This is a genomic window from Methanobacterium veterum, assembly GCF_000745485.1.
In the GTDB taxonomy this organism is placed as follows: domain Archaea; phylum Methanobacteriota; class Methanobacteria; order Methanobacteriales; family Methanobacteriaceae; genus Methanobacterium_D; species Methanobacterium_D veterum.
In genome coordinates this window covers 154217-176861 of the sequence record NZ_JQJK01000014.1, presented here as the reverse complement: position 1 = coordinate 176861, position 22645 = coordinate 154217, and the positions used below count along the sequence as shown (strand labels likewise).

The 22645-nt window shown below is 33.2% G+C and carries 26 protein-coding genes; 10 read left to right on the top strand and 16 right to left on the bottom strand.

Going from position 1 to position 22645, the window contains the following annotated elements:
* Nucleotides 1-196: 196 nt before the first annotated feature.
* Nucleotides 197-1462: a pseudomurein-binding repeat-containing protein gene (locus EJ01_RS06820; RefSeq protein ID WP_157197569.1), complete on the bottom strand. Its 1266-nt coding sequence runs from the start codon at nucleotides 1460-1462 to the stop codon at nucleotides 197-199.
* 686 nt (nucleotides 1463-2148) lie between these two features.
* Between EJ01_RS06820 and proS the strand changes: the two genes are divergently transcribed.
* The 4 genes from proS to thiD all read left to right on the top strand — a co-directional run bounded on the left by proS (nucleotide 2149) and on the right by thiD (nucleotide 5837).
* Nucleotides 2149-3627: a proline--tRNA ligase gene (proS, locus tag EJ01_RS06815; protein WP_048081164.1), complete on the top strand. Its 1479-nt coding sequence runs from the start codon at nucleotides 2149-2151 to the stop codon at nucleotides 3625-3627.
* A gap of 19 nt (nucleotides 3628-3646) precedes the next feature.
* Nucleotides 3647-4330, top strand: coding sequence for an ARPP-1 family domain-containing protein (locus tag EJ01_RS06810; RefSeq protein WP_048081165.1), 684 nt, complete (start codon nucleotides 3647-3649; stop codon nucleotides 4328-4330).
* A gap of 86 nt (nucleotides 4331-4416) precedes the next feature.
* Entirely contained in the window at nucleotides 4417-5094 is a 678-nt protein-coding gene (cofC, locus tag EJ01_RS06805; RefSeq protein ID WP_048081166.1) for a 2-phospho-L-lactate guanylyltransferase, read from the top strand.
* Entirely contained in the window at nucleotides 5091-5837 is a 747-nt protein-coding gene (gene thiD / locus EJ01_RS06800) for a bifunctional hydroxymethylpyrimidine kinase/phosphomethylpyrimidine kinase (RefSeq protein WP_048081167.1), read from the top strand. Before cofC ends, thiD begins: the two co-directional genes overlap by 4 nt.
* A 16-nt stretch (nucleotides 5838-5853) precedes the next feature.
* Here thiD and EJ01_RS06795 read toward each other — a convergent pair whose 3' ends face one another.
* From EJ01_RS06795 to EJ01_RS06740, 14 genes are all read right to left on the bottom strand, one after another.
* Nucleotides 5854-6300, bottom strand: a complete 447-nt coding sequence (locus tag EJ01_RS06795) for a universal stress protein (RefSeq protein WP_048081168.1) — start codon at nucleotides 6298-6300, stop codon at nucleotides 5854-5856.
* 575 nt (nucleotides 6301-6875) lie between these two features.
* Nucleotides 6876-7307: an ACT domain-containing protein gene (locus EJ01_RS06790; protein WP_048081169.1), complete on the bottom strand. Its 432-nt coding sequence runs from the start codon at nucleotides 7305-7307 to the stop codon at nucleotides 6876-6878.
* 25 nt (nucleotides 7308-7332) lie between these two features.
* Complete coding sequence (locus tag EJ01_RS06785) at nucleotides 7333-8631, bottom strand: phenylacetate--CoA ligase family protein (RefSeq protein WP_048081170.1); 1299 nt, start codon at nucleotides 8629-8631, stop codon at nucleotides 7333-7335.
* Between the two features lie 676 nt (nucleotides 8632-9307).
* Nucleotides 9308-9922, bottom strand: coding sequence for a superoxide dismutase (locus EJ01_RS06780; RefSeq protein ID WP_048081171.1), 615 nt, complete (start codon nucleotides 9920-9922; stop codon nucleotides 9308-9310).
* 14 nt (nucleotides 9923-9936) lie between these two features.
* Nucleotides 9937-10680 carry a peroxiredoxin gene (locus tag EJ01_RS06775; protein ID WP_048081172.1) on the bottom strand — a complete coding sequence of 248 codons (744 nt, stop codon included), beginning with the start codon at nucleotides 10678-10680 and terminating at the stop codon, nucleotides 9937-9939.
* A gap of 301 nt (nucleotides 10681-10981) precedes the next feature.
* Nucleotides 10982-11497: a ferritin gene (locus EJ01_RS06770; protein ID WP_048081173.1), complete on the bottom strand. Its 516-nt coding sequence runs from the start codon at nucleotides 11495-11497 to the stop codon at nucleotides 10982-10984.
* Nucleotides 11498-11519: 22 nt separating this feature from the next.
* On the bottom strand, nucleotides 11520-12701 hold the full coding sequence (locus tag EJ01_RS06765) for an FprA family A-type flavoprotein (protein ID WP_048081174.1): 1182 nt from the start codon (nucleotides 12699-12701) through the stop codon (nucleotides 11520-11522).
* A gap of 1 nt (nucleotide 12702) precedes the next feature.
* Nucleotides 12703-12864: a rubredoxin gene (gene rd, locus EJ01_RS16935; RefSeq protein WP_084689168.1), complete on the bottom strand. Its 162-nt coding sequence runs from the start codon at nucleotides 12862-12864 to the stop codon at nucleotides 12703-12705.
* Between the two features lie 85 nt (nucleotides 12865-12949).
* Nucleotides 12950-13114, bottom strand: a complete 165-nt coding sequence (locus tag EJ01_RS06760; protein WP_048081175.1) for a rubredoxin — start codon at nucleotides 13112-13114, stop codon at nucleotides 12950-12952.
* A gap of 29 nt (nucleotides 13115-13143) precedes the next feature.
* Nucleotides 13144-13302 (bottom strand): rubredoxin, encoded by a 159-nt coding sequence (locus EJ01_RS06755; protein WP_048081176.1) that lies wholly within the window; start codon nucleotides 13300-13302, stop codon nucleotides 13144-13146.
* 224 nt (nucleotides 13303-13526) lie between these two features.
* Nucleotides 13527-13958: a pyrimidine dimer DNA glycosylase/endonuclease V gene (locus EJ01_RS06750; protein WP_048081177.1), complete on the bottom strand. Its 432-nt coding sequence runs from the start codon at nucleotides 13956-13958 to the stop codon at nucleotides 13527-13529.
* A 4-nt stretch (nucleotides 13959-13962) separates the two neighbouring features.
* The gene (locus EJ01_RS17240; RefSeq protein ID WP_157197570.1) at nucleotides 13963-14127 is read right to left on the bottom strand and encodes a hypothetical protein; all 165 of its coding nucleotides are present in this window, start codon (nucleotides 14125-14127) and stop codon (nucleotides 13963-13965) included.
* Between the two features lie 505 nt (nucleotides 14128-14632).
* Entirely contained in the window at nucleotides 14633-15028 is a 396-nt protein-coding gene (locus EJ01_RS06745; RefSeq protein WP_048081178.1) for a universal stress protein, read from the bottom strand.
* A gap of 39 nt (nucleotides 15029-15067) precedes the next feature.
* Nucleotides 15068-15619, bottom strand: coding sequence for a flavin reductase family protein (locus EJ01_RS06740; protein ID WP_048081179.1), 552 nt, complete (start codon nucleotides 15617-15619; stop codon nucleotides 15068-15070).
* 710 nt (nucleotides 15620-16329) lie between these two features.
* Between EJ01_RS06740 and EJ01_RS06735 the strand changes: the two genes are divergently transcribed.
* Nucleotides 16330-16701 (top strand): hypothetical protein, encoded by a 372-nt coding sequence (locus EJ01_RS06735; protein WP_048081180.1) that lies wholly within the window; start codon nucleotides 16330-16332, stop codon nucleotides 16699-16701.
* Between the two features lie 237 nt (nucleotides 16702-16938).
* On the opposite strand, the gene EJ01_RS06730 is transcribed toward EJ01_RS06735, so the two are convergent.
* On the bottom strand, nucleotides 16939-18639 hold the full coding sequence (locus EJ01_RS06730) for an ABC transporter ATP-binding protein (protein WP_048081181.1): 1701 nt from the start codon (nucleotides 18637-18639) through the stop codon (nucleotides 16939-16941).
* 486 nt (nucleotides 18640-19125) lie between these two features.
* Between EJ01_RS06730 and EJ01_RS06725 the strand changes: the two genes are divergently transcribed.
* From EJ01_RS06725 to EJ01_RS06705, 5 genes are all read left to right on the top strand, one after another.
* Nucleotides 19126-19338 carry a DUF2795 domain-containing protein gene (locus EJ01_RS06725; RefSeq protein ID WP_169740444.1) on the top strand — a complete coding sequence of 71 codons (213 nt, stop codon included), beginning with the start codon at nucleotides 19126-19128 and terminating at the stop codon, nucleotides 19336-19338.
* Between the two features lie 355 nt (nucleotides 19339-19693).
* Nucleotides 19694-20230, top strand: a complete 537-nt coding sequence (locus EJ01_RS06720) for a nicotinamide-nucleotide adenylyltransferase (RefSeq protein WP_048081183.1) — start codon at nucleotides 19694-19696, stop codon at nucleotides 20228-20230.
* A 17-nt stretch (nucleotides 20231-20247) separates the two neighbouring features.
* Nucleotides 20248-20691 carry a molybdopterin synthase catalytic subunit gene (locus EJ01_RS06715; protein ID WP_048081184.1) on the top strand — a complete coding sequence of 148 codons (444 nt, stop codon included), beginning with the start codon at nucleotides 20248-20250 and terminating at the stop codon, nucleotides 20689-20691.
* A gap of 78 nt (nucleotides 20692-20769) precedes the next feature.
* On the top strand, nucleotides 20770-21954 hold the full coding sequence (locus EJ01_RS06710) for an HD domain-containing protein (RefSeq protein WP_157197571.1): 1185 nt from the start codon (nucleotides 20770-20772) through the stop codon (nucleotides 21952-21954).
* A 127-nt stretch (nucleotides 21955-22081) separates the two neighbouring features.
* A complete protein-coding gene (locus EJ01_RS06705) occupies nucleotides 22082-22642 on the top strand; it encodes a UbiX family flavin prenyltransferase (RefSeq protein WP_048081186.1) in 561 nt (186 codons plus the stop codon).
* Nucleotides 22643-22645: the final 3 nt, after the last annotated feature.

Sequence of the window (22645 nt, the reverse complement as noted above, 5' to 3'; positions counted from 1 at the left end):
GCTGGAAGTAAAAGAGGAAGAGGCGTAAAACATTAAGATACCTTGTAATTCAAGGTTCTTTATATTTCGCAATAATTTATCCTTTTTAACTTCAATTAACTATTTTTATATAGAAAATTAAATTTTCATTTTTATATAATAATCTTATTTTAAAATTAAAAAAAAAGTAAATGTTTTATTAATTTACTTAAAGCATTTATGTTGTGGCTTGTTTGTAGATAGCAGCTATTATTGCATTCAGGTCTCCAGAGTAAATGTAATTATATCCATTATTTAACAGATATTGATCTGGGTGTGCCAGTCCTGTAAAACTAGCTGGACTATAATTATCATCATGTGCCCTTGGCAGCCATGCTAAACCAGTTATATTAACCGATGACGGGGCCATCCATACACTGAATACTTTTCTGGTTCCAACTAATTTCTTATAATAGCTTTGTCCCATCTCATATATTACACCAGCATCTGCTCCACCGTATATATCCACTATCAAAGCATTTGCAGGTACACTTGTATTTTGAAGTACTGAATAATGAGTATTAGCACCTAAACCTGCGTTATATGCATTTATTCCCAGTGCTTTTAAACCGTTTACAATAGCGTTGATTCTATTTGTATCAGTTGTTGCTCCGTTTATGTAATCACTTGTTATATAAACAGGTCTTGCCTGTGATACGACTGAAGTAACTGTTGACCATGCTTTTACCGAAACGTAATTTGGTAGTACCTTGTTTGTTTGATAGTAATTGAGTATCTTTGAATATGCATAAATCAAGGATTCATACCTTAATTTACCAAGATTAGTATTTGCATAATTCGGTGTTATACCATTTGCATCTATAAATGCTTTAACTCTCTTAGCAAGATCTACATAATTGGACTTGTATATATTTCCACTTGTAATATTTTCACTGGATTGTGCAGGAGCAGCAACATTTTTTAAAGTTATAGGTGTTGTTGTTCCGTTGTTTAACTGTAGTAAACCTGCAGTAAGCATTCTTAAGAAGTCAGGCATTTTAACTTGAGTTGTACCAATTGTCACATAATTTGGAAGGGCATGGTTGGTTTCAATGTATACTTTGACCCTGGCTGCTGCATCTGTGATTTGACTTACAGTAAAACTTGTTGAATTAATTGTTGTTTTTGTTTCTCCTGCTGCAGCATATTGTTTCTGACTGCTAACGCTGGTATTTACTGTAGTTTGCTGTTTTTGACTGTTATTTGTAGATTTTATAGTTGAATTTACCACAGCTTGAGTTGTAGATTTAGTATTTGTCTGTAAAGCACTATTTACTGTTTGATTTATGCTTAAATTCTGCACAGTACTGTTATTAACAGCCTGTGTTTGCGCAGCTCCCATGTCTGATGCACTTACACCAGCTATACCCATCAATAAGAGACTGGATATTAATAGGACTGCAAATAACAATTTTTTCCTTATTGTACCGCCTCCGATTCCCAATCAAAAACTATAATCTGAGTTTTTCAGGGAGTATGAACAAGTTAATCTCCGCAGCATATAAATATTTTGGTTTAAATTTGAAAAAAAAGTATCTTTAGAGCTCTTTTTTTAATTTAAAGCGTTTTATGAAGTTATCTAAAATTAAGTATTAAGACAACATGCCTTACTTGGTACTTTTAACAAATAAAGTTATTTAAAACATTATTTTAATAAAATAAGCATATTCATTGCTTTTACAATACGCAGATAAATCGTGTAATTATTTAAAAAAGCTTATTAGCTTTTTATTTAGATAAAAACTCTTTTTTTCAAAATTGAGAAAATCTAAATTAATTTTATTAAATAATTGGCAGTTAGTATGTTTAAAATTGTTACAATAATACATGTAGTCCCCCATTTATTTTTTAAATTTTTAAATTTTTATCTTAATTTTGAGGGGAGTCTAATCTTCGCCATAATACCAAAGAAAATAATATTGTGAAATTTAAATTAAAAAGTTAAGCTCAAATTTATCCCCTAAAAGCCATTTAGTTTTTTATATTAGTTATTTAATGGGACTAAAAATTACTTTTTTAAAGAATTCACTACCTTTAATCTTAAATAATTAAAGGAACAACTATCTACTATAATATCCATAAAAAATATAATCATTTTATATACTTATTAGATTTTAATTAGGTGAATATATGACAGATTTCAGTGAATGGTTCCATAATATCCTAGAAGAAGCAGAAATAATCGACGACAGATACCCTGTAAAAGGGATGAATGTTTGGCAACCACAAGGATTCAAAATAAGAAAATATACTTTAGAAATTCTTCGAAATATCTTAGACAAGACCCATGAAGAGGTACTCTTCCCAATGTTAATTCCTGAAGATGAACTTGCAAAGGAAGCGATACATGTCAAAGGTTTTGAAGAAGAAGTTTACTGGATTACACATGGAGGACTTACAGAACTGAATAAAAAACTTGCACTTAGACCTACAAGTGAAACTGCCATGTATCCAATGTTCTCATTATGGGTAAGATCCCATACTGATCTCCCTATGAGGTTTTACCAGATAGTTAACACATTTAGATACGAAACAAAACACACACGACCTTTAATAAGGGTCAGGGAAATTACCACATTTAAAGAAGCACATACTGTACACGCAACAGAAGAAGAATGTGAAGAAGAGGTACAGAATGCAGTTAAAATTTACAAGCAGTTCTTTGATATGCTCGGAATTCCTTACATGATTTCAAAGCGCCCGCAGTGGGACAAATTCCCGGGTGCTAAATATACAGTAGCATTTGATACTATTCTCCCTGATGGAAAAGCACTCCAGATTGGAACAGTACATAATCTTGACCAAACCTTTGCAAAGACATTTGATATAACTTATGAAACAGAAGAAGGAGACCATAACTATGTTTACCAAACATGTTACGGTATATCTGACAGAGTTATAGCATCAATTATAGGTATTCATGGAGATGAGAAAGGATTATGTTTACCACCAGCAGTTGCGCCTTATCAGGTTGTTATTGTACCAATTATATTTAAAAAAGGTGCTGAAGAGGTTTTAGAGTTCTGTAGAGGCGTAGAAGCTAAACTCAAGTCTGCAGGATTAAGGGTCCATTTTGATGATAGGGACATAAGAGCAGGCAAAAAATTCTATGAACACGAAATGAGAGGAGTTCCTATAAGAATGGAAATAGGCCCTCGTGATATTGAAAATAATAATGCAGTAGTCTTTAGAAGAGATAAGCTTGAAAAAGACACTATTTCAATTGAATCTGATGACTTTATAGATGAAATTAAATCCACATTAGACAATATAACTCATGATATGAGAGAAAAAGCATGGAAATCCTTCAACAAGCACTTAAGAGATGCTGAAACCGTTGAAGAAGCTGCTCGGGAAATTGAAGAAAACATGGGGATTGTCACATTCCACTGGTGCGGGGATGAAGCTTGTGGAAAAGAACTTGAGGAAAAAGTCCGAGTAGATATTCTTGGAGTTCGAGAAAGTAAATCAGAGACTTACAAAATGCCTTTAACCGAAATAACAAAAGAAGAGATAGATTCACTTCAAGAAGAAGGGGCAGCAGCACGTAAATGTATTAACTGCGGAAAGCCTTCAACATGCAGAACTATGATTGCAAAAACCTATTAAACATTAGCTGGGGAAACAGATGAATATAAGAGTTGTAAGCCTTGTATTAGTAGTTTTAGTATTTGCATTAATCTCTGGAATGATAAGTTACTCAGTATCTAGTGGAGTATCTCTAAAGGACGCATATGCCAGTGGAAAGATCACAGTAGTTCAGCAAACTGCAGCAGGTACGGTTCCTCATCAAGTTATGATAACAAATAATGCAAGCAAATCGGTTAAAGTGAAGAAAGGAGACGTACTTTCAAGTACAGTATCTCAAGATCTTGTAATTGCTGAAGATAAAATAATAGCATCAAATTCAAATGCAACTGTAAAGGCATATTGTCTAAATCCATCTCAAAGGGCAGTCGTAGGTGCGAAATTATTACCTACAAACACCACATACAGCGCGATAACTCGTGTAATAAGCAGTTCAAATCCATCAAACTCTCAAAGTGCTATGGACGCCCAACTTCAAATATGGATAATTGCATCGGAAGGCAACTTGAATCCATATACTGGAGAACCAGTGGCCGTTGTGGATAATAACAATATTACATGGTCAGAGTTCCGCCAGGATATAGCCAATGCCAAAAGTGATGTTATGAGTACATTCAACGTTACAGAAAGCAATATCAAAAATTTAAATCAAACACAATCAAACAGTGGATCAACCTCATCATGGATAGACAATACTATAAGTTGGATAAAAGAATCAATATAACTTATATTAATTAAAATTTTATTTCAAGTAGGGCCTATAAATGAATTAACCACTATGTAAAAAAATCTGATTCAGGAGTTACCAATATGGAAAAAACATTTGCTGTAATCCCAGTATCAAAATTTACAGATGCAAAAACAAGATTATCCCCTAAGCTAACGCCATTGGAACGTGAAAATTTATTAAAAGCCATGTTAAAAGATGTAATTGGAGTTTTAAAGGGATCAGTAGATAATATAATAGTTATAAGCTCCGATGATGATGTTTTAAATTTTGTAAACGAACTTGGCGTTGAAACTTTTAAAGAGAGAGGAGTTACCGATTTAAATGGCGCATTAACTCAGGCTATTCAAAACTATTCTAATTCTTGTAATAACATATTTATAGTACCCTCAGACGTGCCTTTAATTAAAAAAAGCCATGTTAAAGAAATATTAAATAGAAGCCATGAATTTGACGTTGTAATTGCCCCTTCCAAAGGAGGAGGTACTAATGCACTTCTATGCCCAACTTCTTTTTGTGTGAAATTTGGAGACTACAGTTTCTTTGAACATATAGATGAAGCGGAATTAAGAGGACTCACACACAGCATTTATGACTCATTCTATTTATCAATGGATGTAAATACGGCAGAAGATCTGGGCGAAATAATGTTACATGGAAAAGGAACTAATGCAAGAGAATATTTAAAGAAAGTACAGCTTAAAGTTAAATCCAACCACGGATCTGAAAGGTTAGATGTTAGCCGAGAGGCCACCATATGATCGCGATGTCCATTGCTGGTTTTGACCCTTCAGGCGGTGCGGGGATTTTAAATGATATCAAAACTTTTTCTGCATTTGGTGTTTACGGAACTGCAGTAATAACAGCGCTTACTGCCCAAAATATAAATAAAGTTGAGGGAGTTCAACCAGTTGATGTGCAGTTTATTAAAAAACAAATTGATACCGTTTTAGAACAGGAAAAAATTGAATTTGCGAAAACTGGAATGCTTTACTCTGATGAAATCATAAAAGCAGTTGCCCAAAAGATTACGGAACATGATTTAAAGGTAGTGGTTGATCCTGTAATGATCGCAGGCTCTGGAGGGCACCTGTCCCAAAAAGACTTTGCCAGATCTCTAAAAAAGTATCTTCTACCTGTTGCTACATTAACCACCCCTAATATACATGAAGCCCAGGAAATTTCAGGAGTTAAAATAGAGAGTACAGAAGATTCCATAGAGGCTGCACTTAAAATTGGGGAAACCTGTAATGTTGTAGTTACTGGAGGGCATCTTGAAGGAACTGACATACTTTTTGATGGTTCAATTAATGTTATAAAAGGAGAACTTGTTGAAAGTAACAATACCCACGGCACTGGCTGTACTTATTCTTCTGCAGTTGTGGCATCCCTTGTAAAGGGAAATGATATGGAAACCGCTGTTAAACAGGCTGGAAAATTTGTAAAAAAAAGCATTAAATATGGAAGTAAGGGAACGCTAAATCAATTCTGGAAATGTATTTAACCCTTTAAATTAAAAATTACGGAACTACCAGAACCGGGCGCCTTGTTTCTCTTATTACTCTTTCGGTTGTACTTCCAACTAAGACCCTATCTAAACCATGCCTGCCTGAAGCCCCCATGATCACGATATCGACATCTTCTTTATCCATAGTTTCAAGTATAATTTCATGCGGCTTTCCCTCATCTATTTTAGATATGAAATTAATGTTTTTACACATTCCCCTGCACTGGATATCTTCCAAATCCTTTTCAAATCTAGCAATAGCTTTTTTTCCTTCGTTTCTTAATTCTTTTTCCAGATCTTCCCTAAAACTCGGCAGGTAAGAAGGCTGCAGATAGTTAACATCAATTACGTTCAATACAATGATATCAGCACCAGTTACATCTGCAAGAGATATTGCATGTTCACCCGCTCTTTTTGAACTTTCTGAGCCGTCTGTAGGCAGCAAAATTTTTTTATACATTTTTAATCTCCTTTACTAACTAATCATTTTTAGCCATAGATGCGAATATACCTCCAAAAGTACAGCAAATATGATGATAGTTACATGTATACTTTAAATCAAATCAGGGTAGTGTCATGTATTATCTGTACTATATTAATATGGTTATCCAATGTAAGATCGGACAAACCAGACACGTAATAATTACTGCAGTCAATACTGCACCTAAAAACCTCCGTTCTACATATCTATAAGGGTATTTATATTGAAAAGAGAAAAACCAGGGAATAGAGTTAAAAAGGAGCATACAACAGCGATCAATAAAGTCGACATTTTATTAACATTGTTACCCATGAAAACACCCTTTAACTAAATTTATAGATAATATTTGTTTCCCCAATTATATAAAAATTTAGAATTGATTTTTTAAAATATAAAGATTTTAAAACCATTATTTTAGTTTAAAAGGAGTTTTTACGCTTATTCAATTAATAAATAGGCCCTATAAATAGTAATTGTCAAATTAAGAAATTTAAATTATTTAAAATGAATAATCAAGTTTTTAAAATTAAAAGGTAAAATAAAATATATTTATTTTACAGTTCATAGACTTCTTCAGGTGAAATAACTGCAGCTCCACCTTCTTTTAAAGCGGCGATACCTTCATCGATGTCTTCAGTACGCAGTACAACTACAGCTTTTTCTGCTTTCTTTTCAACAAAGGCATATATATATTCCACGTTAGTGTTTGATTTATTTAATGTTTCAAGAATTCCTTCAAGTCCACCTGGAGTATCTGAAACCTCTACGGCAATTACATCAGTTATTTTAACTACAAAATTGCCAGCTTCAAGTGCTTTTTTTGCCTTTTCAGGATCAGGAACTATAATTCTTAAAATCCCAAACTCAGATGTATCTGCAATTGAGAGAGCACGTATATTCATCCCTGATTCTCTTAAGATACTCAGCGCGTTCCATAGTCTCCCTTTTTTATTTTCCAAAAATATAGATACCTGTTTTAATTTCATGTTAGCCACCTTATATGATTTCGATTTAAATTTCCCTTTTATCAATAACCCTAACAGCTTTACCTTCGCTTCTTGGAAGTGATTGTGGTTCAACAAGAGTCACATTAACTCTAAGCCCGATTTCACTGTGAATACGATCCTCTATCATCTTTTTAACTTCTTCTACATGCTTCACTTCATCTGAGAAGAACTTTTCAGATGTTTCAACCTGAACTTCAAGTTCGTCAAGGTGCTGCGGCCTTGTAACCACAATCTGGTAGTGCGGTTCAAGATCTTCGATTTTAAGCAGCGCTTTTTCAATCTGTGATGGGAATACAATTACTCCTCTGATTTTAAGCATGTCGTCAGTACGTCCTGTGATTCTATCCATTTTGATAAGTGTCCTTCCGCAGGAACATTTTCCCTTTCTTAAAGCTGTAACATCCTTTGTACGGAAACGAATTACAGGCATGCCTTCTCTTGTTAATGTTGTTAAGACAAGCTCTCCCTTTTCTCCTTCAGGTAATGTTTCAAGTGTTTTAGAATCAACAATTTCAGGGTAGAAATGGTCGTCAGATATGTGCAGTCCGTTTTTATCCTCACATTCCATAGCCACACCCGGGCCAATTACCTCAGTCAACCCGTAAATATTAAGTGCAGTGAGATTAAGCCGTTTTTCTATCTCGTTCCTCATTTCTTCAGTCCACATCTCTGCCCCAAATACCCCTGCTTTTAATTTTATTGATTCTCTGCTGATTCCTTCTCTTTCAGCCATTTCACCCAGATAAAGTGCATATGACGGCGTGCATGTTAGTACAGTTGATCCAAAATCTTCCATAATTTCAAGCTGTCTCATAGTATTTCCAGCCGAAATAGGAACTACAGTAGCCCCTATTTTTTGTGCACCATAATGTACTCCCATTCCGCCTGTAAAAAGTCCGTATCCATAAGCATTTTGAATTATATCTTTTTTTCCAGCTCCAGCCATTCCTAAAGCGCGTGCAATAACTTCTCCCCATAAATCCAGATCGTTTACCGTGTATCCTGAAACTGTTGGTTTTCCTGTTGTTCCAGAAGTGGTATGCACTTCCACTATATCATCTTCAGGAACTGCAAACATTCCAAATGGGTAAGCATCCCTTAAATCAGTTTTAGTGGTAAATGGAAGTTTTTCAATATCTTTAAGAGTTTTAATATCTTCTGGCTTAACACCTGCTTCATCAAAACGCTTTCTGTAATATGGAACATTTTCATATGCTCTTTTTACAACGGCTTGTAGTCTTTTAAGTTGTAGTGCTTCTTTATCATTTTCTGACATGCACTCTGCTTCTTTATTCCAGATCATTTATCTCCCTGCCAATCATTAGATAAAATTGTAATATAAACTTTAGTTAAAATCTATTTTTATAACTTATGTATTTATTTGTAGCAACTGCAATCTCGGGAGATACACTAATTTAAGGAATCAAATAAGTAGCCTGTTTAAGGACTTTAATGTGCATAATATCAATTTTTATCACGTTAATTCTGTCTAAAATGCATATAACTATCATATAACTGTATTAATCTAATTTATAATATTTAAATTAAAAATATTTGTAGTAAAAAGATCTATTTTAAATTTCAAGAACATATAATAATTTATAAAGTATAATAAATACTATTAATAATTTCTTTAATTTTTACACTATAATAAATCTAGTTATACATAAATAAATCCGAAAGGCTTATTAACTAATGCATCACTAAACAATAGATCGGCAAAGGGTATTCTAATCACGTAATTTTTACCGCCTAACCGATTACTGATTTTCCCTTTGCCCAAAATATATAAAAAAATGCTTACCGCCTCCGGAAGCATTGAAATATAAGTATTATAAAATTATACCCCTTTTTAATTCTTTATAATCTTCTAATTTTTATATAAGAGAAATATTAAACAAATTAATTTTTGTAAAATAAATTTTATTTAAAACAAGACAATTTTAAAATATTTAATAAAAAAGAAGAATTTAAAGAGTTTAACCTTTTAACCAGGCATCAACTCTAGTATTGACTTCATCCCAGTTTACTATGTTCCAGAACGCTGCCACAAAGTCCGGCCGCACATTTTTGTAGTCCAGGTAGTAAGCATGTTCCCATACATCCAGTACCATGAGTGGAGGCCACCTTGGAGCAGTGTTTACACTGTGTTTTTCAAGCTGTAATATAATCAGCCTATCTGTACTTTTACACAGGGTAACAACTGCCCATCCAGAACCTTCTGTAGTTATAGCTGCCTGTGAAAACTCTTTTTTGAACCTTTCAAAACTACCAAAATCTTTTTTTATGTATTCCGCTATTGTGCCAGTTGGTTCACCGCCATTTTTATCAGCAGGCCCCATATTCTTCCAGAATAACGTATGAAGCTGGTGTCCACCTGCATTGAATGCAAGTTCCTTTGCTTTAGCTTTAACATCAAAATCTTCTCCTTTTTCTCGTGATTCATCATACAATTTAAAAATAGCATTTGCAGCATCTACATAAGCTTGATGATGTTTTTGATGGTGTATTTTAAGCTGTTGTTCAGAAATATGTGGTTCTAAATCTTTATATCCATAATCCAATTCAGGCAATTCATAAAATCCTTTTGCCATTATAAAATACCTCCTTATAACTCTTTCCATTCTGAAGTCTTATATTTTTTAAACCATGGTTTGTGGCACAGCCACCAGTCAATACATGCATATTCTCCAGCTTCTACATTCTGTTTTCTTTCGATAATTTCTTCTTGACTTTGTGGTGGTGGAATTATCACATTGCTTCCAAATCTTCTGTTTAGTGGCCAGTCAGCAGGAATTGCTACTTTCTCATCGTCGGCAATTCTAAGTCCTTCTACTGCCCGCACTATCTCGCTGAGATTTCTTCCAAGCTCTTGAGGATAATAAATCATTGCCCGTATTATTCCCTCTGGATCAACTATTATAACAGCCCTTACTGTATTTGTTCCCTTTGCAGGATGAATTAAACCAAGTTTACTTGCAATTTCGCCGTTGTCAGCAATTACTGGAAATTCAATTCTGATATTGAAATTTTCTTTGATCCATTCTATCCATTTAAGGTGCGAAGTAACCTGATCAACACTGAGCCCAATTAGTTCACAGTTCAGTAATTTAAAATCGATATAATGCCTTTGAAATTCTAAAAATTCGGTGGTACAAACAGGTGTAAAGTCAGCAGGATGGCTGAAAAGGACAAACCATTTACCTTTATACTCTTTTGGAAGCTTTATTATTCCTTGGGTTGTTTTAACATTCTTAATTTTTGGAAATGGATCACCGATAAGTGGCATTCCTCCAGCTTCGTCGGTTTTTTTGGTTTTCCGTACCTCATATATTTTTACTTTATGTCCCATTTTTGACCCTCTTATTTAACAGATATTTAACATTATTATTTTATTATTTATGTTAAATAATGATTTCGCTTTTATTAGGAGAATAATGTAAAGATTTAATGTTAATAGGAAAATTTCAAGGGAATATGCCCAAAAATCCTTAAATAAGATACATTAATTTAAATTTAAAGATTATAATTCCATTACAGCTAAATTTAGAGAGAATAAACTTAAAAATGAACATTCCCTGCACTTAAAATAATAAAATGTATTTAAAAATTTTTTTAAAAATCAAACTGAAAAAGAAAATATGGAAAAAATACTACCCTTTAGTTGTTGCAGGAGGCGTGAATACCCTCTGTCCAAGTTCACTGTCAAGCATGAATAAACTGCTTGCAGACTCACCTGTGAGTTTAACTTTTTGAAGTACCGCATTGGCTGATTCTTCTTCTTCAACCTGTTCTGCCACAAACCACTGCAGGAAGTTATTTGTCGCATGATCACTTTCAGACATTGCTAAATCTACCAACGCATTTATCAAACCTGTAACCTTCTGTTCATGTTTGTAAACATGTTCAAATGCTGCTTTAGGAGATTCCCACTGTGATGGAGGTTCTTCTATAGAAGATAATATCACCCTTTCTCCCCTCTGTACAATGTAATCATAAAATTTCATTGCATGGGTCATTTCTTCCTGTGCCTGAACCCTCATCCAGTTTCCAAAACCAGCCAGTTCAACCGATTCAAAATATGCTTCCATTGATAAATAAAGATATGCCGAGTAAAGTTCAGCATTCAATTGATAGTTTAAAGCATTTAAAACATTTTCTTTAATCATTCAATCACTCCACTACTCAAATTTATAATAAACCCTTCTCTTTATGTTTTTTAATAATTTCTTCTGCAAGTGCATCTATTTTTTTGAAGTCCTCTTCCTTTGGAAATCCCTTGACAATGACTGGATCAATAACTTCGGCCCTTATATTAGTTAAAGCTCCTTTAAGTAGTTCAACTGTTCTTCCACCCCATCCATAGGAGCCTATTATAGATACAAATTTTAACTTAGGCCGCAGTGCATTTGCAAGATATGCAGCATAAACTGCACTTGGATGTGGGCCTGTTAAAACAGTTGGAGTGGCAATTATGAGAGTTGATGCATCTACAAGAGATGTAGCTAATTCACCAATATCAGAAGTTGTTAAATTAAAAGGTTTAACAGTTATGCCATTTTTAACCAGGATATCTATTAGATAATACACTATTTCCTTGGTGCTGCCGTGCATGGATACATAAGGGATAACTACCTCATTTTTAGTTTCATCAGATATCCATTTTTTATAAGCTTCAAAAATAAGTTCCGGCTTTTTATAAACTGGACCATGGCTTGGTGCCACTATTTCAACAGGAATATCCTTAAGTTTTTCCATGTTCTTCTGGATAAACATCCGAAATGGCATCATTATCTCTGCATAATATCTCTTTGCAGCCAGGTAAGTTAAAGCTTCATCAGTTACAAAAGGATTGCTTTCTGCAAGATGTGAACCAAAGAAATCACATGAAAATAAGATTTTATCTTCCTCAAGATATGTAGACATAGTTTCAGGCCAGTGCACCCACGGAGTATAAATAAATTTAAGGGTTTTATCTCCAAGTGAAAGTGTCTCTCCATCTTCAATAGTTATGAACTTCTCATCGGGAATTAAAAGTAGGTCTTTAAGCATTTCTTTGCATTTTGGGTTAGTTATAATGTCTGCATCTGGATAAATTTCAAGAATTCCGGGTATTGACCCGGAATGGTCCTGTTCTGCGTGATGAGATATGATGTAATCAATGTTTACATTAAGTTCCTGGAGATTGCTTACCAATTCCCCTATTTTAGTTGGGTCCACTGTGTCTAATAATGCTGTTTTTTCGCTTCCCTGTATTAAATAGGAATTATATGTTGTACCTTTTGGAAGAGAGATAATTTCATCAAATATTCTCCTGTCCCAATCTATAGCACCTACTGCATATATTCCAGGTTTAAGTACTCGGGATGTCATCTTAATCAACAGGTTCAAACTGATCTTTTCCGACTCCACACATTGGGCAAAGCCAGTCATCAGGTAAATCTTCAAAAGGAGTACCTGCGTCTATTCCAGATATGGAATCGCCTTCTTCGGGGTCGTATATGTAACCACAAGCGGTACACATGTATTTTTTCATTTTTCAGCCTCCAAAAGATTTTTTGTATTTGAAATTACTTAAACGATTTAAATATGAGCCTTATTTATTTTAAATTTTTCGTAAGTTACTTAATTTCAACAAATCTAATTTTACCTGCCCCACAGCTAGGACAGCGCCATAAATCCGGTAGATCATCAAATGCTGTACCAGGATCTGTTTTTGTTTTAGTTTCACCCTTTTCAGGGTCGTATATATAACCGCATACATTACATTTATATCTGCTTGCCATTGAATCAACCTTTTAAATCTTTCTAACTGTTACCTTATCATCATAAAACGAATTTTACCTGCCCCACATTTTGGACAGCGCCACAGCTCAGGTAAATCATCGAATGCTGTACCTGGAGGTGTTCCTGTTCTAGGTTCACCTACTTCCGGATCATAAATATACCCACAGACTTTACATCTATATCTCATTTACTAAATCCTCCTTTTATACCTCCCAAAAAACTTAATTTTAATTTCTTATACTTTATTTTTGTTTTTTAATATTTATAAATCTTCCAAATTTAATTATTTATTCATTTTTAAGAGATTAAATTCATTATCAAAGGCATTGAACACCTAAATTCTATTTAAAAAGGACTTAATTAAGTTTTAATGGGTTTCAAGATGTACTGCACAAGCTGATAAAATAACTGTCAATATGGTCTTTCCCACGATTCTATATCTCCTGTTACTACTTTAAAAACCGGATTTGATCTGGGAAAATCTAAATTCATCAATACATCATATCTTTCAGGATCCCTTATCTTGAGTTTTCTTTTTAAATGTTTAAACTCATAAAGCATTTGCCCATCAGTTACTTCAATTTTAGAATCTACAAATTTAATTCCAATTCTATCCCTCTTAAAATTATAATTTCTTCTTTTAGATTCATTATAAACATGTAATAAGTAAGTATCAATGGCAAGTACCGGATCATACTGTTTTTTAAACCTCTCAAGTTGAGGATGGTTTCTATAACCTTCAGTCTTTCCATTAAGGACATTACGGGCCATTATTCCTTCTCTCCAAAGTGCGACAAGGCCCTTGACATCGAGGTATTCAGGATGCAAACTCCATAGTCTCATGTAATCACCGATGCATGAGACTATGGGTCGCAAAAAATATAATTTTTTGCAGGCTGTCAGAACTTACAGTTCTGACGTTGAAGGAAAACCATGGGTTTTCCTGAACCGCAAAATTCGTAGAATTTTGCAGGCCGCAAACATGAAATGTTTGCAGGCTCCACAATCTCATAGTCCTCACCAATATTCGATTGGAAGCCTCACGGCTTCACAATCTCATTGATCATAGATCTAGTATTCGATTGGTAGCCGCGAAAACTACGTTTTCGCAGGTTGTCAAAACTTTCAGTTTTGACACCGCAAATCGGAAGCTGGAGAAAAATGCATAGCATTTTTCTTTGCCCAAAAAATCGTAGATTTTTTAGGGATTTGCAAGCTCCACAATCCTACAATCCTATAAATTCCACCAATATCCAATCAGAATCCACGAAAAATAAATTTCCGCATCTCCTAATCTCATTACCAATAACATGAAATCATAAGCCACAAAAAATACATTTTTACAAACTCAATCTCACATTAACCATCCATACAAACAATATGAATTAAAATCACTTTTAATCTCCTACCCATAACATTTAAACAAATAAACACTAACAAAGATTTAAAAAATAATTAAGAATCAAAGCAATATATGACATCAAAAAATAAAAAAAATAATTATAAACAAATTAAAATTATTTAACAAGCATTACAGGCGCTTCTACAGATTTTAAAATACTTTCAGCTACGCTGCCCAGTATTAGCTTTTCTAAACCCTTTTTTCCATGGGTTCCAATAACAACAATGTCTGCTTCCATCCTTCGGGTTATAGTAGGTATATCCTTACGCGGATCTCCAAATACGAGGATTTCATCAACAACTACGTCTTCTTTTTTAGCTTTTTCGCTTAATTTTTTTAATATTGTCTTACCTTCATCTTCAAGAACATCATAGGGATAAATAAGCTTTTCATCAATTACATAGACCCCAACTATTCTTGCATTGTACTTATTTGCCATGGAAATTGCTATATCTTCAGCCCTTCCTGCATATTCAGAACCGTCTGTTGGAACCAATATCGTTTTAAACATTTAATACACTCCTTACACAATAGATGATAACTGTAAATACTATTCAACTCTCTTGAGGTGATCTCCAACTACAAAATTCACTCCACCAACATGTAAAACTGGTTTTATCTTTTCAACGTCAAAATTACCCTCTTTTAAGGAATTTTCCTTAGCACTGACATTTAAGACTTCTCCCACGATAATATTATGATCTCCCGCATTTTTAATCCAGTGCACTTTACACTCAATGCATGCGACACACTCCTCGATTCCAGGTGGTGAAACTTTTCTAGAAGGTTTTGAAGTAAGACCTGCCTTTTCTATTTCATTTACACCGTATGGGAACTTTTCACCAGTTATCCACAATTTATTTAAAATATCTTCATTTGGAATATTTACCACAAACTCATCAACTTCCACTATATTTTTATAGGTATGATGGCTTGCAACTGATGCAAAAGCAATTAGTGGAGGATCCATTGAAACTGGCATCGTAAAAGAAAACGGAGCAGCATTTACTTCACCTTTCTTATTTATGGTTGTTACAATAATTGTAGGACGAGGTGCTAATACTTTATATGCATTTTCCGTGCCTATTTCTTCAAAGCTCATTCAATCACCTTTTAATATATTACTTAAATAAAAATTTCTTATTTAATGGTTAATCACTGCTATTCATTATGATCTATATTTTATAAGTCAAATGATTTATTATTTTGCATTAAATATTTAGATAATTTGCAATTACCTACATCCAAGTCAGAGGAGGATTATGTTAAAATAATTTCACATATAACAGATGCTACATCTTTGTAGTAATTATAAAAATGTTCGCTCATGATCCTGTGCATGAGTTATATTTTACGTTAAATTGCAGTTTTAATGGATTATATGGGATTTATCTTAAAAAATGCAATTTATTTAACCAGTAGTCACATGAAAATGAAGCGATATTATTTACACAACATTCAAGACATGAGCGAAAATGTTTTAATTTAATAGATCTACAGCTACTAAATTAGTTATATCCAAACATGTAATTCCACTTTAAAAAGAGTATGCTAACTTATTTTCAAATACAATTAATTTATAAAAGGTAATCTGATCTTATTTTACCAAGAAAATATACATTAAACCAGGTAACTTTTAGATATTTAGATATGAAATTAGTAAAGAACGAAATTAGGGTTATTTTAATATTAGCCAGTTTGCAGCGGCATTTTATCTCTTTTCAAATACCATATTAATAATAACAAAATATATTAATATATTAAATATATAAATTCATTACATATTAGTTGAATAAGGGGATAGTTGATTTTATGGATAATGAAGGAATAGTCGAGACAGGAATTGAATTTAAGTTTCCAGAATATGAAGATACCATAGATGAACGCCGAGTATTAGAACAAAAGATTAAAAACAGATTAGGATCACTTGAGAGTATATTATTTGATATTACATTTCAAAATGACTCCATTGAAATACAGGAAAGAAGCCAAATATACACAATATCAAATCAAGGAAATAATTTTTCTATATCTGATAATTCAATAAAAGTGACCTTTAAAGAATTGACCATCTCCCGAAATATTGTTGAAATTAAATTTTTATTAGATAATGTGGATAAAATTATAGAAAAATTCCATGAAAATAACCAGAGGATACTAACTTTAGGTAGAAAAGTACTTTAAAAAAATACTTGCTCGCAGGGTGCATACTAGAAATTTTCACTGTTTTTAAAAAAAATAAGATCATGGACATTCTATAAATGTCCATTAAGGCATTATAGGTAATATTAGTATTAATTTTGGATTATTTATATATTGATTTCTTATGATTGTGTGCAAAAGCACAGTTATTCCTGTTCAGTTTTTTTAAGAAATTTAACAAATACTACCCTATATTTACCTAAATTCCAAATTTAGTAATTATTCCGCCAAATAATCAGCTTTGCATGTTTTAATGAATTCATCACATAATTTTTGAGGATCACCATCACCAACAAGTTTTCCATCTTCAATCATTATCGCTCTTGTTGTAACTTCCCTGATAAAGTCCACATGGTGGCTTACCATCAAAATAGTTGTGTTAAATTCCTTGTTTATCCGTTTAAGAGAATTAGATACTATTCGCAGTGTAATAGGATCGAGATCTCCGAAGGGTTCATCCAGGATTAAAACATCAGGTTTAGATGTTAACACTAAAGCTAAAGTAGCTCTAACCTTTTGGCCCCCAGATAGTTCATAGGAACACCTGTCCAAAATATCAAGAGGTAAATCAAGCGCTTTAAAAATAGGCTCGGCATATTTTCTAACTTCAGTATCCGGGAATTTTGGAAACAGAAGGTCTAAAATATCAGGTTTAAGCTCAATTTTTTCCAGTCTTGCTTTGGCTTCATGTTCTGGAAGATCTGTGAGCTGATAAAGAACATCAAGGATTTTATCACTGATACCAAGCTCTTCAGCTGTTTTACGTGCCTTTGATATAACATGTTCATCTTTAACTCCAAGACGTGCCGCAATTTGATCCTTGATGGTTGCATAATGAGTAAGGGCAAATTCCTGGTGCATAAATCCTAATTTCCGCCTTACATTCATTCTTTCCAATCCTAGATCCTGCATATCTACCCAGTTATCGTCCAATTTAAAGAGAATAGATCCAGAATCTGGAGCATCAAGCCCCGCTATCATTCGAAGCAAAACTGTTTTCCCAGCTCCACTTGGTCCTATTAAAGATACAATTTCACCTTTTTTAATATCAAAGTTTACATCTTTAATTTGAAGAGTATTTCCACCTTTTAAAAGGAAAAATCTCTTGTCTAAATCATTTACTTTTATTATGGAGTCACCTATATTCTCAGGGCCTGCTAATGGTTCGGCAGGTTCCATTGGCTCCATAAATTTGGTAATTATTTCCTCAGTAGAACCTTCATCAATGATTTCCCCGTTTTCCATTAAAACTAGTCTATCTGAGAGGTATCTGTGAACCTCTGGAAGGTGAGATACAAGAACTATTGTAACACCTAACTCTTTATTTATATTTTTTATAGCGTCTAAAATTTCTTGTTTGGTCCTTGGACAGGACATGGTAGCAGGTTCATCGAGCAATAAAACTTTTGGCTTTTTTGCAAGCTGTCTTGCCATTATAAGTCTTTGTTTTTCACCGCCGCTTAAAACAGGGGCAAAATGATTTATCTTATGACCTAAACCTACAATCTCAAGAATTTCCTTTGCCTGATCTCCAAATTCAGCCACAGCATCATCCACATCCTGTAAAGACTCATCACCATATTTAGCTCCAGCCAATTTCCTTACGACATTTTGAAGGGCTGTTTCTCCCCATAAACCAAATGACCTTTGAAGATGAATTGCAGTTGCTTTTTTAAGTTTTGCAAAATAGTAAGGGCTTGAATCTGGAGAAACTTCTATACCATCAAGTGTTATTTTACCACTGTCAAATGGTTCTACGCCCCTGAGAATTCGCAGTAAACTAGTTTTTCCAGATCCACTCATTCCAATTATCCCGACAATCTCACCTTCCTCAACATTGAGATTTATATCATTTAATGCTTTGATTTCTCCACCATTTTCTATTTTATATGTCTTGGATAAGTTTTCAACCTTTATCATTCATTTACACCTTTTTAAATAAATTAAACAGTTCAGTTAAATATTCTGACTTAACACATTCATTGGGCAAATTTAAATGTTTGAAAATATTGATCAAAGCTATTTATTAACTTTAAGATTATATCTCTCTTTTTTAACGCCTTTTGAATGACTTTCACGGAGTCTAACTCAAAAGAATATTACCTGTAGAATCACTTCTTTAGTTAATATTAAACAAAGTGATTTAAATTGTTATGCTAATTTATACATCATAATTTAAGCTGAACAGATTTGTAATACTTTTTTATATAAAAGTAGTAAAGTACTTAAATTCCAAATTTCAAAAATGAAAATAGATAAAATATGTTTTAAGCTAATCTCACGTTATACATGCTAATTTAAGCTATAACGCATTTAAACAAACCAATTTAATATTCCTTAATTAAGTTAATTAATACATGTTTAAAGTTATCTCATCACGAGATAGCAATGCGTGGAGGTGAAATTTTGGCACAAAAGCGGCAGAAAAGGTTTAATGTAAGCCCAGCACAGGTTGAAAAATCAATAAAGGGGACTCATTTTCCTGCACAAAAACAAGATTTAATTCAAAGAGCAAGGGAAAATCATGCTAATCAGGATGTTTTGAAAGTTTTAGAAAATATGCCTGATAAACAATTCAATTCCCCTGTAGATATAAGCAAAGCAATGGGAAAAATGTAAATGATATAAATTAAAATTGTTAAGTAAGGACATCAGATTAAACTGGTGTCCCATCTTACAATGAATATAACCATTTAAATCAAAGCCACCACTTAACTTTAATTGTATTGTGTGCCCTAATGTACTTTGATAACTAATTTCATTTCAAGCTAATTAGATTTTATAGGTTACACAAACATTATTTTAAATTATTTTAGTAATACAAAAATACTTTTTTTAACATACTTTGCAAGTGTATAACGAATCTTAACAAAGTTTTAGATAATAAAAGTTTTTAATAAAACTATTGAATTTTTCCAGTATATAAACAAAATATTAAAGCACATGAAAACAGATTAATTAAACAGGTGATTGTTTGAGAGGATTACTTGTTGGAAGAATGCAGCCAGTTCATAATGGACATCTTCAAGTTATAAAAAGCATTCTCAAAGAAGTTGATGAAGTCATAATAGGTATTGGAAGTGCTCAGCTGAGCCATACCCTAAAGGATCCATTTACTGCAGGTGAAAGGGTAATGATGCTTACAAAGGCACTTAGTGAAAACGGAATTCATGCATCAAAATATTATATTATACCCATACAGGATGTAGCTTGCAATTCTACCTGGGTGGCCCATGTTAAAATGTTAACACCTCCCTTCAAATACATATATTCAGGTAATCCACTGGTTCAAAGACTTTTTATTGAAGCCGGGAACAAGGTCACAGAACCGCCACTGTTTAATCGTGAAACTTATTCTGGAACAGAAGTTAGAAGAAGGATACTTCTAGATGAAGATTGGGAATCACTTGTTCCCAAATCAGTTGTAAATGTTATTGGAGAAATTGATGGAATTTCAAGAATGAAACATCTATCTAAAAAAGAAGCTTCAGAATTAATACAAAAAATTTAAGAATTTATGGTGATCACATGGCTCTAAATGTAAGGGTTATCAAAAAAGATGAAGAATTAGTTACAATTCCTGATCTTATAAATCAGGTTAAAAAGAATCCTAAAATTGATGAATGTGGGGCAGTATTTTCCTTTGAAGGCATAGTAAGGGGCAAAGAAAATGAAACTAAAGTTAAAAAGTTGAATTTAAGTACCCCCGATATTCAAAAAACCGAAAAGGAACTTAAAGAAATCATAGAATACGTTAAAAATAAACATGGAGTAACCGAAATAGCCGCAGTACATTATGTTGGAGAATTTTACACTGGAGACTCCCTTTTACTTGTAGTTGTAGCTGGAGCACACAGAGGCGAAACAGTAGATGCTCTTAAAGAATCAATAGAACGTATAAAACATGATCTTGAATTTAAAAAAGAAGAATTTACTGATGAAGGAAAAAACATCATTATGTCTGGAGGATAAGCTCAACAGTTTATCATTAGCCCATTACAGAAATAACTGATTTAAACGCACGGATTAATTATAAAGGAGAAATTAAATTTGAAAAATATAAGGGATAGTGTCCATGGAAACCTTTATCTTGACGAATTCGAGATTAAACTGGTAGATACTCCTCAAATTCAGCGTTTAAGACGGATTAAACAGTTAGGATTTACTTACCTTGTTTATCCAGGTGCAAACCACTCTCGTTTTGAACATTCCATCGGGACAATGCACGTTGCATCTAAAATTGCAGACAGCGTTGGGCTAGATGAACATACCAAAAAAATGATCCGATCTTGTGCACTTCTACATGATATAGGACACGGCCCATTTTCACATGTATCAGAAGGTGTTCTCGATACTCCCCATGAATACCAAACATCTAAAGTTATTAAAGAATCAGAAATTTCAGATATTCTGTCTGAAATGTTCGATCCCAAAGAAATAATCGATATAATACATGGAAAAGGACCTCTGGGACATATAATAAGCAGTGAGCTGGATGCAGATAGAATGGACTATCTTGTAAGAGATTCTTACTATACTGGCGTTGCTTATGGGATGATCGACGTTGAAAGACTCGTATCTTCAATGAAACTCGAAGATAGCCTAGTTATTGGAATAAAAGGCATTCAAGCCGCTGAATCCGCTCTCATTGCAAGATACTTAATGTACCCCAGTGTCTATCAGCACCACACCACAAGAATAATAAATTCAATGTTTCGAAGATGCATGAAATGGATGTTTGAAGCAGATCTAGTTAATTCAAATACCATTTACAAATATGATGATGCAGACATTACTACAATTGCAAGATCTCATGATGGTCAAATTAAAGACATAATTAACAGGTTAGATAATCGAAATTTGTTTAAAAGAGTATTTACCATAAAACTCAGTGATTTAGAAGAACCAAAGGATGTTTTCAAGATCAAAGATAAGAAGCTCAAAAAAATTGAACTTGAAATCGCTGCAGATTTAGGTTCACATCCGGAGTATACAATAATCGATATCCCAGAATACCCCTTCTTTAATGAAATGAGAACCCAGGTATCTGTTGGGAATGAATGCGTAAAATTAAATGAAATATCAAATTTAGTGAGCGCCCTCAAAAATATGAGATTTAATTACGCAGATATCTGCATATATGTTCCAGATGAATATGCAGAAAAAGCTTCAAAATTCCCATTCGAGGATTATTTAGAGCTTACAATGCAAAAAAATATTAAAGATTGGCTATAAATTAATTGCAAGAAATAAAATAACTTATTATACTTATACTGTCCAAATCAAATATTTAGCTGTTTAAAATTAGCTAATTAAAAAATTTGATTATAAATTATATATAAAATATAAATATGTGATAATTATGATTGTAGTTGCTATTACAGGTGCAAGTGGTGTGATTTACGGAGTAAGGCTTCTTGAGGTATTAAAGGAACTAAATATAGATACTGCTCTTGTAATAACCGATCCTGCCAAAATAATCCTTAAATATGAACTTAATATGGAAGAAGAAAAATTAAAAGAATTAACAGGCATAATTTATGATCCGAAGGATCTTACAGCTTCTATTAACAGCGGGTCGTTTAGATTCAATTCCATGGTCATAGCCCCATGTACAATGAAGACAATTTCTGCAATAGCAAATGGATATGCAAATAATGCCATAACAAGATCTGCAGATGTGGTACTTAAAGAAAGAAGAAAATTAGTAATTGTACCTCGTGAAACACCCCTTAGATCAGTTCACCTCGAAAATATGCTTAAAATAAGCAGGGAAGGAGGCATAATTCTCCCAGCTATGCCTGGTTTTTATCATAATCCAGAAAATATTGATGATCTATGTAATTTTGTTGTTGGAAAAATCTTAGATGTCCTGGAAATTGATAATCACCTGTTTAAACGATGGCATAATGACAACCCCTAACTA